General features: G+C 56.8%; 11 protein-coding genes and 1 tRNA gene. 6 read left to right on the top strand and 6 right to left on the bottom strand.

Features of this window, described 5'->3' with window-relative positions:
- Nucleotides 1–1,151 precede the first annotated feature (1,151 nt).
- A tRNA-Lys gene (locus VAE55_RS02820) sits at nt 1,152–1,227 on the bottom strand.
- Nucleotides 1,228–1,640: 413 nt separating this feature from the next.
- Between VAE55_RS02820 and hoxE the strand changes: the two genes are divergently transcribed.
- The 6 genes from hoxE to VAE55_RS02790 all read left to right on the top strand — a co-directional run bounded on the left by hoxE (nt 1,641) and on the right by VAE55_RS02790 (nt 7,256).
- Nucleotides 1,641–2,162, top strand: a complete 522-nt coding sequence (gene hoxE, locus VAE55_RS02815; protein WP_322814301.1) for a bidirectional hydrogenase complex protein HoxE — start codon at nt 1,641–1,643, stop codon at nt 2,160–2,162.
- A gap of 3 nt (nt 2,163–2,165) precedes the next feature.
- On the top strand, nt 2,166–3,773 hold the full coding sequence (locus tag VAE55_RS02810; RefSeq protein WP_322814300.1) for a NuoF family protein: 1,608 nt from the start codon (nt 2,166–2,168) through the stop codon (nt 3,771–3,773).
- Nucleotides 3,763–4,470, top strand: coding sequence for a bidirectional hydrogenase complex protein HoxU (gene hoxU / locus VAE55_RS02805; protein WP_322814299.1), 708 nt, complete (start codon nt 3,763–3,765; stop codon nt 4,468–4,470). The genes VAE55_RS02810 and hoxU overlap by 11 nt, the downstream gene beginning before the upstream one ends.
- Before the next feature lie 42 nt (nt 4,471–4,512).
- Nucleotides 4,513–5,046: an oxidoreductase gene (locus VAE55_RS02800; RefSeq protein WP_322814298.1), complete on the top strand. Its 534-nt coding sequence runs from the start codon at nt 4,513–4,515 to the stop codon at nt 5,044–5,046.
- 32 nt (nt 5,047–5,078) lie between these two features.
- The gene (locus tag VAE55_RS02795) at nt 5,079–6,500 is read left to right on the top strand and encodes a Ni/Fe hydrogenase subunit alpha (RefSeq protein WP_322814297.1); all 1,422 of its coding nucleotides are present in this window, start codon (nt 5,079–5,081) and stop codon (nt 6,498–6,500) included.
- A gap of 252 nt (nt 6,501–6,752) precedes the next feature.
- Nucleotides 6,753–7,256 (top strand): hydrogenase maturation protease, encoded by a 504-nt coding sequence (locus VAE55_RS02790; protein WP_322814296.1) that lies wholly within the window; start codon nt 6,753–6,755, stop codon nt 7,254–7,256.
- A gap of 637 nt (nt 7,257–7,893) precedes the next feature.
- On the opposite strand, the gene VAE55_RS02785 is transcribed toward VAE55_RS02790, so the two are convergent.
- The 5 genes from VAE55_RS02785 to VAE55_RS02765 all read right to left on the bottom strand — a co-directional run bounded on the left by VAE55_RS02785 (nt 7,894) and on the right by VAE55_RS02765 (nt 12,684).
- Nucleotides 7,894–8,451, bottom strand: a complete 558-nt coding sequence (locus VAE55_RS02785; RefSeq protein ID WP_322814295.1) for a CDP-alcohol phosphatidyltransferase family protein — start codon at nt 8,449–8,451, stop codon at nt 7,894–7,896.
- Nucleotides 8,452–8,463: 12 nt separating this feature from the next.
- Nucleotides 8,464–9,138: a DUF4013 domain-containing protein gene (locus VAE55_RS02780; RefSeq protein ID WP_322814294.1), complete on the bottom strand. Its 675-nt coding sequence runs from the start codon at nt 9,136–9,138 to the stop codon at nt 8,464–8,466.
- An 836-nt stretch (nt 9,139–9,974) separates the two neighbouring features.
- The gene (locus VAE55_RS02775) at nt 9,975–10,697 is read right to left on the bottom strand and encodes a DUF4013 domain-containing protein (RefSeq protein ID WP_322814293.1); all 723 of its coding nucleotides are present in this window, start codon (nt 10,695–10,697) and stop codon (nt 9,975–9,977) included.
- The gene (locus tag VAE55_RS02770; RefSeq protein ID WP_322814292.1) at nt 10,697–11,884 is read right to left on the bottom strand and encodes a CinA family nicotinamide mononucleotide deamidase-related protein; all 1,188 of its coding nucleotides are present in this window, start codon (nt 11,882–11,884) and stop codon (nt 10,697–10,699) included. The genes VAE55_RS02775 and VAE55_RS02770 overlap by 1 nt, the downstream gene beginning before the upstream one ends.
- A gap of 380 nt (nt 11,885–12,264) precedes the next feature.
- The gene (locus VAE55_RS02765) at nt 12,265–12,684 is read right to left on the bottom strand and encodes a YtxH domain-containing protein (protein WP_322814291.1); all 420 of its coding nucleotides are present in this window, start codon (nt 12,682–12,684) and stop codon (nt 12,265–12,267) included.
- Between the last annotated feature and the right edge of the window lies 1 nt (nt 12,685).

Raw genomic sequence — 12,685 nt, 5'->3', positions numbered from 1 at the left:
TCCCGCACCTTACCCCCTAACCCTCGCTCCGCTTCCATATGGGGGAATGGGGAATAGAGAGAAGGGATGGACGTGCTCCATATAGCTCCCGTTCACTTTGCCCCCGCCTCCAGCGGGCTATGCATTACCCACATGTCACGCTGTGTGAGGGCGGACTGCAAGCGCTCCTCGTGGCGCGGGCTTCCAATCCGCGTGAAGGTATCATCGCCACCGCCGGCAGGTGCTGGCCATGACCGCTGGTGCGCAGGCATGAACCTATTGCAACATAACCGTCTACACGCAGGGATCGCATGCATGCCTGACCGCCTCGATGCTCGAACGAGCACATCCAGTATCCCCGAGACCAGGATGAGGAACAATGGACCACGCGCCGGATCGCGTGTACGCCTGCTGCGGCAGCGTGGCTGCCGCACGCCACACATTGCGACACGGGTAACACCACCGGAAACCCGTATCCACCCCGGCGTGTGCAGCGGAAATGACGTTTGCTGTTTCTGTGATCACTCCTGGCGAGATCAGGTGATGTCCCTCATTCACCGCATCCCTTGGATGGTAAGGTGAACGGCGCAGGCACCGTCCGTAGGGGCGGGTTTAGAACCCGCCCCTACAGCCATTTCCATCATCAGGGTCGCGTAGGCAACAGGCGCACGGTATCACAGCGTGATAACATCAACTCAAGCACCCTGCCTCACGGTTCGGCACGACGTCTCCCACTGCAATCATGCCGCGTTCTGTCCCTGATGCGCACCGCTCACGGTACGACTGCTCCCTGGCATGTTGCTCACGATAGCATATGGTTGACACCATGCGTATAGTTGTGGGTAATGCATAGCCCAGCAGGGACGGGCCAGGGGGTATGCTTCCGCACCTCACCCTCTGGCCCTTGCACTTCACCTACCAGAAGTGTGGGGTGACGGGCACGGCATGAGTGCCGGTGAACAGAGAAGAGATCATCTGCCGGGAGCGCAAGCCTCCGGATCACTCCCCACCTGACACAGACCCCTGTGCCTGCTTCCCGCGGGATCAAAATGCAATATTACCCCCACTTCATCCGTGGACAACCAGAGGGTTCTTCCTGGAATATTGCAGCCGAAGCGAGTGGTGTAGCTTTGCAGGGAATCAAAAAACACCGGCTCGTGCCGGTGCTGTAGTGGTGGGCCCCGTGGGACTCGAACCCACAACCGATTGATTAAGAGTCAACTGCTCTGCCAATTGAGCTAGAGGCCCGCTGAGAATATACAACAAGTGTCGCTGTTTGTCAACCTCATTGCGGGTGTTCATAGGGCTAACGCTCGTACTGACAACATCCGGGTTCTACCAGAGATTTGGTTACGAAACAGGTGATACGCTACACTCCCCGACAGCCTTACCAGAAGTTCATTGCATTGAGGCAGGGTTGTAGCATCAAATCTGATACAGTTCAATGCATGGCGTGCGATCCAGGACATCACCCCTTTCGCGACCCCTTCATCTCCAATGTAAACGAGCACATGCACCATCTGTAGGGGCGGGTTCAGAACCCGCCCCCCGCCCCTACGGAACCCGTTATTTAACAGTTGGTAGTGAATTCTTTCCGCTAAAACAGTTGCAGTCTGGATAGGATCAAGGTAGTGCCCGTGCATCAGTTTGGGAGAAGTGCGATGACGACACCTGCGACCGATACCACTGCTGACCGGAATCCTCGTCCTGTTGGTGATAATCGCCAAAAGATACTGGAAGCGACGATGAAACGGTTTCAGTATCAGGGCGATGCGCTGATCGAAGTGTTGCACAAAGCGCAAGAACTGTACGGCTTTCTCTCGCCAGAGCTGCTCGGTGAGGTTGCCCATCGCCTCAAATTGCCTCCCAGCCGGGTGTATGGGGTTGCTACCTTTTACCACTTCTTCTCACTGGCCCCCCAGGGCGAACACAGTTGTACGGTCTGTCTGGGCACTGCGTGCTACGTGCGCGGTGCAGCAATCTTGCTGCACGAACTAGAAGCATTGAGTGGCGTCCATGCCGGGCGGACAAGCGAAGATGGTCGGTTTTCGCTATTGACTGCTCGCTGTCTTGGTGCTTGTGGCATTGCACCTGCCGTCGTACTTGATGGGGAAGTAGTTGGTCATGCTGATCACTCCGACCTGAAAGCGCGCATTCAGGCGTTGCTGAAACGCGAGGAGTAATGTATGGATCTTCACGAACTTGAAGCGATTGCTGAACGAGAACAGGCACAACGTGCGCGTTTCCGCATCCTCTGCTGTGCTGCTGCCGGTTGCCAGGCTTCCGGTAGCCTGGAGATTAAGCGTCGCTTAGAACTGGTGCTCTCCGCTGCCGGCAAACAGGCTGATGTCGACGTGGTTCCGGTTGGGTGCATGGGATTGTGTGGTCATGGCCCGTTAGTTCGTCTGGAGCCGACCGGAGAGGTGTTTGAGCACGTTACGCCGGCGGATGCCGAAGAACTGGTCGCTGCGCTCGATCAGGGTTCGTGCAACGTGCCGCAATGTAACCTGAACCATCCCTTCTTCACTCGCCAGTATCCGATAGTGTTGCGTCACAGTGGTCGCATTAATCCCGAACGCATCGAAGACTATATCGCCGCGGGTGGCTACCGTATGCTCTATCACGTCATTCACGATCTGACACCGGCTGAGGTGATTCAGATGATTACGCGCAGTGGTCTGCGTGGACGTGGTGGGGCCGGCTATCCAACCGGGCTTAAGTGGGCAACGGTTGCCAAAAGCCTCGGTGAGCGGAAGTTTGTGATTTGTAATGCCGATGAAGGTGATCCCGGTGCCTTTATGGATCGCAGTGTGCTTGAGAGCGATCCGCATCTGGTGCTGGAAGGGATGGCAATTGCGGCCTATGCAGTCGGTGCCGAGCAAGGCTTTATTTATGTGCGCGGTGAGTATCCGCTGGCAATCGAACGCCTGCAAAAAGCAATAGTACAGGCGCGCCGAATGGGATTACTCGGTGCCCAGATCTTTGAGAGTGGTTTCAACTTCCGGGTTGACATTCGGGTTGGTGCCGGAGCATTCGTCTGTGGTGAAGAGACCGCCCTGATTGCCTCGATTGAAGGTCGGCGCGGCCAACCCCGGCCACGTCCGCCGTATCCGGCAGAGAGTGGTCTGTGGGGCATGCCAACTCTGATCAACAACGTTGAGACCTTTGCCAACATTTCGGCCATTATCGAGCACGGTCCGGAATGGTTCCGCCAGATTGGCACTGAACAAAGCAAAGGGACGAAGGTCTTTGCATTAACCGGTAAGATTCGCAACACCGGTTTAATCGAGGTACCGATGGGAATCACGCTCCGCGAGATTGTTGAAGACATTGGCGATGGCACCCCTGATGGAACCCCGGTCAAGGCAGTACAAACCGGTGGCCCGTCAGGTGGCTGCATTCCGGCCAGCCTGTTTGATACGCCGGTTGATTATGAATCGCTGGCAGCAGTCGGCTCGATTATGGGGTCGGGTGGGATGGTCGTGATGGACGAGCACACGAACATGGTCGATGTTGCTCGTTTCTATATGGAGTTTTGCAAAGATGAGTCGTGCGGTAAGTGCATCCCATGTCGGGTAGGTACTGTCCAGCTCTTCAATCTCCTCACCAAATTGCGCAATGGACAGGCCGGCAAGAGTGATTTGCAAACGATTGAAGCATTATGCGAACTGATGCGTGAAACAAGCCTCTGTGGCCTGGGCCAATCAGCGCCGAACCCGGTACTCAGCACTCTGCACTACTTCCGACACGAATATGAACAACTCATCGGCGCGGAGGTTGATCATGGCGGCTAAAACGCTCACAATTGATGGTCATCTCGTCTCGGCCCGCCCCGGTGCAACGCTATTGGAAGCTATCCGCGACGCCGGTATTCCCATTCCAACCCTTTGCCATCTCGACGGACTATCGGATGTCGGCGCCTGTCGGCTCTGTCTGGTTGAGATCGAAGGTCAACGTCGTCTGCAACCGGCCTGTATGACGATGGTTAGCGAAGGGATGGTCGTCCACACCGCGACACCAAGACTCCAGAATTATCGGCGTCAAATTATCGAGCTGTTGTTCGCCGAACGCAATCACGTGTGCGCTGTATGCGTAGCCAGTGGCAACTGCGAACTGCAACGGTTAGCGGCGATGATGGGGATGGATCACGTTCGCTACGAATATCTCTCTCCTGCCTGTCCCGTTGACATCTCGCACCCACGGTTCGGCATCGACCACAATCGTTGCGTGCTCTGTACACGCTGCGTGCGCACCTGTGACGAAATTGAAGGTGTTCACACCTGGGATGTGGCCGGACGCGGGGTTGCTGCAAGAGTCATCACCGATATGAACCAGCCCTGGGGAACTTCCACCACCTGTACCAGTTGTGGGAAATGCCAGTTGGCCTGCCCAACCGGTGCCATTTTCCCGCGTGGTGTGACCGTTGGCGAACGTCCACACGACAGTGAACGCATCGCTCTGATTGTCGAAGCGCGGAAGCAACGCTGGTAGGTGCTGCGATAGAACGAACTCGCAGGTGAGAGGGAGATGTCTATGAACCGATTGCGGATTGCTACCATCTGGTTGGGTGGCTGTTCGGGCTGCCATATGTCACTGCTCGATCTCGACGAATGGTTGATCGATCTGGCCGCACGTGCCGATCTGGTCTACAGCCCGATTGCCGATGCCAAACAATTTCCGCCAGATGTTGATCTTACGTTGATCGAGGGGGCAATTGCCAGTGACGAACATCGTGAACTGGCAAAAACAGCACGTCGGCATAGCAGATTGATTATCGCATTTGGCGACTGTGCAGTAACCGGGAACGTTACGGCACTACGCAACCCGCTTGGCCCGGCACGTACTGTGCTGCAACAGGTCTACATCGAACATGGCGATCCGCACGGTGTGATCCCACACGAACCGGGAATTGTGCCGGTATTACTCGACAAAGTCGTACCGGTTCATCAGATCATTCCGGTCGATTATTACCTGTCGGGATGCCCTCCTTCAGCGCCGCGGATTCGGGCGTTGCTTGAAGCCCTGATTGAGGGTCGTGAACCACCAGCCGATATTCGCTACGGATGAAGGGCGACGATATTCTGAGCAAGGAGGACACGATGGGTCAACGTATCATCATCGATCCGGTGACACGCATCGAGGGGCATGCCAAAATCAGCATTCATCTCGATGACCATGGCGACGTTGCCGAAACCAGATTTCACGTCACCGAATTTCGTGGCTTCGAGCGCTTTTGCATCGGACGACCCTTCTGGGAAATGCCGGGCATTACTGCGCGTATTTGCGGTATCTGCCCGGTGAGCCACTTGCTTGCCTCGGCCCGTGCCGGTGACGGTATCCTTGCCGTGTTGATCCCACCAGCGGCGGAAAAATTGCGTCGGTTGATGAACCTTGCCCAGATCATTCAGTCGCACGCACTCAGTTTCTTTCACCTGAGTGGACCTGATCTGATGCTCGGTTTTGACAGTGAGCCGGCGCAGCGTAACATCTTTGGGCTGATCGCTGCCGACCCGGAAGTGGCACGGAATGGGATTCGTCTACGCCAGTTTGGGCAAGAGGTGATTGAGCTGTTGGGTGGGCGTAAAATCCATCCGGCCTGGGCTGTACCAGGCGGCGTGCGGAGTGGGTTAAGTGTAAGCAGTCGTGATCATATTCGGGCCAGACTACCGGAAATGTTAACCATCGCTTGTGATGCTCTTGGGCGGTTGAAACAACTCAGTGCGAAGTATCGGCGTGAAATTGAAACGTTTGGTGTGTTTCCCAGCCTCTACATGGGTATGGTAGGGCCGGGTGGACGATGGATGCACTACGGTGGCAAGCTGCACGTTATCGATCACAGCGGTAACATCTTGATCGATGAACTCGATCCCATCGACTACCGTGATGTGATCGGCGAAGCAGTTGAACCGTGGAGCTACCTGAAGTTTCCGTACATTCGAGCGTTGGGCTATCCGCAGGGTATGTATCGGGTAGGGCCACTGGCGAGGATCAACATCTGTACAACTATGGGTGCTGAACGGGCTGATGCTGAGTTGCGCGAGCTGCGTCAGGCCGTTGGACCGGTCATTCAGGGTAGCTTCTACTACCACCACGCCCGTCTGATCGAGATTATCGCCGCGCTGGAGCGGATGGAAGTGCTAGTTGAAGACGACGATCTGCTCGCTACCGAACTCCGTGCCGATGCCGGCGTTAATCGCCACGAATCGGTTGGTGTCAGCGAAGCGCCACGAGGAACGCTCTTCCACCATTATCGCGTCGATGAGAAAGGTCTGATTACCGATGTCAATCTGATCATTGCGACCGGTCAGAATAACCTGGCCATCAATCGCACCGTTGGTCAGATTGCCCAGAGCTATATTCGGCATGGTCAATTTGATGAAGGAATCCTCAATCGGATCGAAGCAGGTGTGCGCGCCTACGATCCGTGTCTGAGCTGTTCAACCCATGCGGTCGGTCAGATGGCGATGGAGGTGGAGTTGTACAATGCCCAGGGCGAATTGATCAATCGCCTCTCCCGCTAAGGCAGCAGCATCGGAAAATAGCGTCAGGAACATCACAGCACCGACCGCACGCACCCGGTGGCCCGATGGGGTAGTTCCTCGTGGTTTGCTGACTCAAAGCCTGCACGGTGCTGTGGCGGTATTTCCTGGTAGTTACGCAACAAATTACCTGCCAGATGGAAACCACTGATCGGTAGACAGGCGATAGGCTTGTACTCTTTTGCGGTATAATTGTACCATCGATACCAGACAACAGTGCAGAAAGGTTTGGCTATGAGAAGCATCTGCCAGCGTCGATGTCCGGTGGTCGGATCAGCAGGACTGGTCATCGGCTACGGCAGCCCGCTGCGTGGTGACGATTATGCCGGACAGGCTGCGGCTGCACGTTTGCGACAGTGGCGTATGGTTGGAGTGCAGGTAATTGCCAGAGCACAGCTTACCCCAGAACTGGCAGCGGTCATTGCGCAGGCCCGGCGCGTCGTGTTTCTCGATGCTGCGGTTGATCGCACTAATGTTGATGTTCGCGTCATCGAACCGGCACTCACGCTGAATGGTAGTCATCAGAGTGATCCACCTGCATTGCTGGCTCTGGCTCGCGTGCTGTATGGTCGTGTACCACGAGCGGTGCTGATCACTATCCCGGCCTACGATACAACCCTCCATCTATCACTCAGCCCGGCTACCGAGCGGGCAGTAGCACATGCAGCCCGTCTCGCCCGCGCGTTCCTGGGACGCCGTTACCGGTCTTTGCAGGAACGTGCAGTAGGACTGTCGTGATAGCACGCCAGACTGTTTGCAGGCAATCTACACCTTACCCAACCGGTACGGGCGACTCATTTGTCGCCCTTCCCGATGCCATACGCTGTCCCAGCACGGTACAGCTACCACGGCATACATCGGATGGAATCGCCGGTGCAGGCGTGACAGCAAATCTGAAAGACCCAATGTATGGCACGCACCTCAAGACGCACTCTTCCGCTCTTCCTCGCCCTTCGCATCCCTCGTATAGCAATGAATAGGCGCATGCACCTGCCTGTAGGCGGGTGCAGAACCCGCCTCTACGGAACCGGCTTGTCCGTACTACGAAGGAGATCACCACGGATCGTTGCGGCGGAAATGGATCGTCACATTTCACCGCATATCCGGTGACAGGCAACGATGCCCCGTATTATTCAAGATGTGATATGAACGGTAGTGCTGGTGGTGCGAAGAGCAGCACACAGTGGAAGCATCCTCTCCGCCGGAAAACAGCAGGATGCAAGGCGATGCTTCGTATCCAGGAGTGAGGCCACATTGCGACCTCATCACAGCAGGCGAAACCAAATGGACGTGCGCTACCTGGCTCGCAACCAGTCCTGCATTCGCTTAAATATGTCATCACAGCAGGCGAAACCAAATGGACGTGCGCTACCCTCTACGTATCGCCAGATCGCATAATGCGCAAAAAGCGCCATCCGTACTGTACAAACGAGAGGCTAAAGGGGATCAAGGCGATGTAGAGAGCCGGCTTGCCCCAGCGGGGGCCACCGGCCAGGTACAGCAAAGCCACAATCGTCATTGCCAGGGTGGTCAATTTTCCGCTACTGGCCGCCGTCGTGATATGCGCTTTACGGCGCAGAACAATTAGTCCGGCCAGTAAAATCCCAACATCCCGGAAGATGAGTAAGCCGGTTGCCCACCACGGAAATCCCCGTGTGCGCGAGAGCATCACCGCTGCTGAGTCAATCAGCACCTTATCGGCAATGGGATCGAGAATCTGGCCGAGCTTCGATACCTCTCTCCGTCGGCGGGCCAGTGGCCCGTCGAGAGCGTCGGTGAGCATTGTAATCGCCAGTAAGACCAACGCCCGCTGACGCCGATCACTGCGCTGCATGTAGTAAATGGTCGCCGGCAATAGCAGGATGCGGCTGATCGTCAACAGGTTCGATGGGTAGAGTAGCTCTCGCGGCTGAATAAGATCACGGAGCTTCATTGAGTTCTCCTCTTACGATGACAGTGTCGGCGAAGCAGGAGAGGACGTTACTTGCTGAACCGTTTGTCCCAAGAGATGGCCGAATACAAAGGTTGCGTATGGAATGCTAACTACCAAACCAACTAACAACGCAAATGTGCCAAAACTGGCGACAGTACTACACAATAGCGAGAGCAGCCACAGTACCAGCCATTCTGCCGGATTGCGTTGCAGCAGTGCCCACACACCGCCGGGCTGGAAAGCGGCGCTGACCGAGCCGGTCTGCACGTAGCGACCTATACCGACGATCAACAGTATTTGAATGATCAGAGACAGCGGCACAATAAAAACACTGGAACAGAGCATTAAACTGATCAAGATGATGAACGTTGATTCACTATTGCCGGCAAAGGTAATGGTGGCGCCAAGCAGGCAGCTAAACAGGCACGAGATCAGGAAGATGGGTAAGTAGTAGACAATGTAAATGGTAGCGCTGTACACTCCTGCAGAGAACAGAGCGCCAAGCTGATTCAATTGCGGCAAGGGACGCTCTTGCCTGTTAGCGACTGCCCGCGCGATTGCGACGATGCAGCCTAACCCGACGATCTGCCCAATCACGGGAATGAACTGTAACAGACCGATCACCAGCGTTATTTTCCACCAGTCTGGATCATTGAAGACAAAGCTGAAAGCACGAGTTACGTTCATAAGATTTCCTGGATGTAGCCCTTCACGAATATCTTACAGGATACCACGTAACCGTTGTTATATCTGCAACCCGGCAGAGTTGACTCCTGTTCGATCTGTACGAATGATGGCAGGGTATGTCACATCTTGACTGACACTGCGGACTCGTTTAGGTTGCCAGGCTCGTGCCAGCACGCTGGCAGCGTGCTCTCAGCAAGTTACTGGTGATTCACCAGCGGCGCACGAACTGATTCACGCACCATCCGCCCAGGCACGTACCAGCGTGATGAATGGCGAGCGTGTCAAGGTGGTGCTGCGTCCAATGGTAGTATGATGCGACCCGCCCCACCCTATCCCGCCCCCGCTGGGCTGTGCATTACCCACATGTCACGCAGCAGCCGGTATGCCCCCTCATAGCACAGCGTGAGGCACGCACACCAGGTGGTCATGCGTGCCGCAGCGTCCTGTCCCCACCACCGGGCCAGCCCTGCGGTCGTGCGGGCTAACGTCCTCCCTCACAACGTCGAAGCCTCGCTGGGGTTTTCCATGCGTACGCCTGGCACCTGCTCCCCGCCGTCAGGCCAGCCCTGATGGCCTTCCACGCATTGAGGCAGGGTTTTAACCCGCCGACTCGCCTGCGATCACATCCTCTCCCGCTTGTGCGCTATGCAGTATCCAGGTTATGGGTAATGCATAGCTGCGATAGCGGGAGTGTAACAGGTGGCTACCGGGCCGCACATCAGGGGAGGTTGTCACAGCTTCCCTGCTACCGCTGCGCACAATGACACGCTGCGCGGCGCCCATTCAATACGGTGTGAAAGCGGAAAGGTGCTGTTTGGGAGACAACCACACCTCACTCAGGCGTGGATTGCCCGCTGCGCCTGTTGTTCGGCAGCTACGTAGAGCTGCGCACCCACCAGTTGGGCAAAGACACCTGCACTGCATCCCAGCCAGGCCGACAGGAGAATAATGAACCAGGGAGCGTTGACAACGATAAGACCAGCCGTAAGTGCGACCATAATCGCGGCAGGCAGATACGCGGCCAGGCTGGCCAGTCGCGCTCGCCAAAAGTAGGGGCGGTATGGCGGAGTAAAGGCGCGGCGGAGCGGTTCCCGACTCAACGCCTGTTCGATTCGTCCCTCTTCAGCAAAAATCAGACGACCAATAGGCGCCACCCCGATCAGGAACAGGATCAGCCAGACCAACCCCGTCAGCACCAGAATGCCCTGCATTACCGGTTCGAGCAGTTCGGTTTGGGCGGCTAACACGAGGGCCAGACCACTACAGGTAAGCAATAGTCCTCCCACCATCAGTGGCAAGACGAAGAAGGCCAGATCGATCAAGAGGGCCAAAATGCCGGTCAACGCACGCAACGTCCAGTCACGCCAGGGTGGTAGCGGAAAGGGAAAGCCGCGCCGGCTATTGTCGTAGCTTTCCATGATGAAACCAACGGCCAGCGGCAGGCCGATGATGGTCATCGCCAGCGCACCATGCAGCAGGCATTTGCGCCACCAGGTTGGATCGCGACAGACGAGGGCAATTGCAGCACGTAACGTAGCAGGCGATGAAGAGGTGTACACTACTCCGACTCTCCGTTCAGATAGCGGCGCAGCAGGTCGAGAGCTGCTGTGCCGATAAACTCAAATCCATCAGCCGAACGCAGATCAAAGGGGCGGGTCAGGCGTCGTTCACCATCGGGGGTTACCAGCGCGAGCGACACGGCGGTAAATCCCTGATCGTTTGGCCCACTCGCCGACTGCACCCCCAGCCCAATCGTGCTCTGCCAGCGCTCGGCAACATTCGCCGCGCCGGCATAGGCCAGATCGGAGGATGCCTGCCCATCAGCCGGGCTATCAAGTGGATGTATCTCGGCACCACGTAGTACCTGTTCGACATTGGGCAACGACAAGAGCGCCTTAAACACGGGCGCCTGGGCAATCCCTTCGTACAGAGCAATGGTCTGTTGCCGTTCACGCAGCAGCCGGGCCACAGTCGCCGGCAAATCTTCCTCACCCAACAGATATGGCCCCAACCGCTCGCGGATGATGGCTTCGGTTTGGGCAATCATCGCTTCCGCTTCCGCCTGGCTTTCCGCACGGGCCCCAATCCGTAGCTCGTAGCGCGCACGCTTGGCCGAAATGCCAACGGTTGGGTTAGCCTGCTGCATCAGATCGGCGATCCGTTCACCGATCACACTTTCACCAAGCCCCACCGCGTGCAAAGTACGGACGAGGATCACGGTTGTGATCCCACGTTCATCGCGCAGGTACGGCACTACACCCGTCTCAAACAGGTACCGCATCTCGCCCGGCACACCGGGCAGCACGATCACTGTCCCCCGCTCGTCTTCGACCAGAAAAGCGGGCGCAGTACCACGGGGATTGGGAATGATCCGGGCGCCTGCCGGTACATACGCCTGCCGCCGATTGCTCTCGCTCATCGGTCGGTTCATGGCCGCAAAGCGGGCCGCAATCTGGTCGAGCAGTTCGGGATGAAATTCCAGGGGACGATCAAGCGCTGCTGCAACCGCTTCACGGGTCACATCGTCGAGGGTTGGGCCAAGACCACCGGTACAGATCACCAGATCGGCCCGCTCAAGCGCCTCACGCACCGCCATGGTAATCCGCTGTTCATTATCGCCAACCACCGTTTTGCGGTAGACATTAACACCAGCGGCAGCCAACTGGCGGGCAAGATAGGCGCTATTAGTGTCGATGGTGACACCTAACAGTAACTCCGAACCGATAGCGATAATCTCGGCATCCATGCTTCCCTCACGATGATACAACCTGCACGAGGTTACGAGCGTTGCAGCTACCCAGACCGCTCAGGTTTTCTCTGTGCAGTAGGTATGCTACTGCGTGATTTGTTTACCCGCCATCCACGTATTTGCATTGTATGGTGGGCAGCCAGGCTTCGACACCACTATGCTCCATCCCAAACGCATGTGGTCTACACCAACCTGACAGTTGTTCTCGCCAGCGTGTCGTCCTATGCGGTTCCCACAGTGAATGGAGGGTACGTCTCCACCAGAAGGTCAGGCGATCTGTTGATTAACACCTGTGCCCCAGTGAGCACAGGCTCAAGCCCGTGCTCCATTGGGACGATCACCACAGCTTTGCAGCGCTGAATGAGCTGACGGACTGGTTATGCTGCCGAATCAGGTGGTGGTTCGCTCAAGCGCTTGCGATACTCGCGCCACAACTCCTGTTCACGCTCGGCGGCAGCGCGCTGGCCGGCGGCAATCGCTGCACGTAACCTTTCGGCAAACGACTGGCGCACGCTGCTGGCGCGTACTGCAAGGCGTTGGCGGGTCTCGTTCCCCGAACGCGGATTGAACAGGGCAACCGCAGCGAAGCCCAACGCTGCACCGAACAACAAGCCGGTGACGAAAGCACCAGTCGCCGATGCGCTTTGCCGTTCGTGTTCACGACGCAATGCGGCTAACAGACGTTGAGCAGCTTCACGTTCAGCCGCCAATGCTTCAAGGGTTGCCGTACGTTCAGCGTGGATCGACTCGGCAAAGCGGCGAGCCACTTCGGCGATAGCATCATTCTCAACCGTCATT

This window comes from Chloroflexus sp. (genome assembly GCF_034432675.1).
Lineage (GTDB): Bacteria > Chloroflexota > Chloroflexia > Chloroflexales > Chloroflexaceae > Chloroflexus.
This window is presented reverse-complemented; position numbering and strand designations above follow the sequence as displayed.

Excerpts from the sequence above, each read along its gene's own strand:
- hoxE (WP_322814301.1), top strand. The coding sequence starts at position 1,641 with ATGACGACACCTGCGACCGATACCACTGCTGACCGGAATCCTCGTCCT.
- VAE55_RS02810 (WP_322814300.1), top strand. The coding sequence starts at position 2,166 with ATGGATCTTCACGAACTTGAAGCGATTGCTGAACGAGAACAGGCACAA.
- hoxU (WP_322814299.1), top strand. The coding sequence starts at position 3,763 with ATGGCGGCTAAAACGCTCACAATTGATGGTCATCTCGTCTCGGCCCGC.
- VAE55_RS02800 (WP_322814298.1), top strand. The coding sequence starts at position 4,513 with ATGAACCGATTGCGGATTGCTACCATCTGGTTGGGTGGCTGTTCGGGC.
- VAE55_RS02795 (WP_322814297.1), top strand. The coding sequence starts at position 5,079 with ATGGGTCAACGTATCATCATCGATCCGGTGACACGCATCGAGGGGCAT.
- VAE55_RS02790 (WP_322814296.1), top strand. The coding sequence starts at position 6,753 with ATGAGAAGCATCTGCCAGCGTCGATGTCCGGTGGTCGGATCAGCAGGA.
- VAE55_RS02785 (WP_322814295.1), bottom strand. The coding sequence starts at position 8,451 with ATGAAGCTCCGTGATCTTATTCAGCCGCGAGAGCTACTCTACCCATCG.
- VAE55_RS02780 (WP_322814294.1), bottom strand. The coding sequence starts at position 9,138 with ATGAACGTAACTCGTGCTTTCAGCTTTGTCTTCAATGATCCAGACTGG.
- VAE55_RS02770 (WP_322814292.1), bottom strand. The coding sequence starts at position 11,884 with ATGGATGCCGAGATTATCGCTATCGGTTCGGAGTTACTGTTAGGTGTC.
- VAE55_RS02765 (WP_322814291.1), bottom strand. The coding sequence starts at position 12,684 with ATGACGGTTGAGAATGATGCTATCGCCGAAGTGGCTCGCCGCTTTGCC.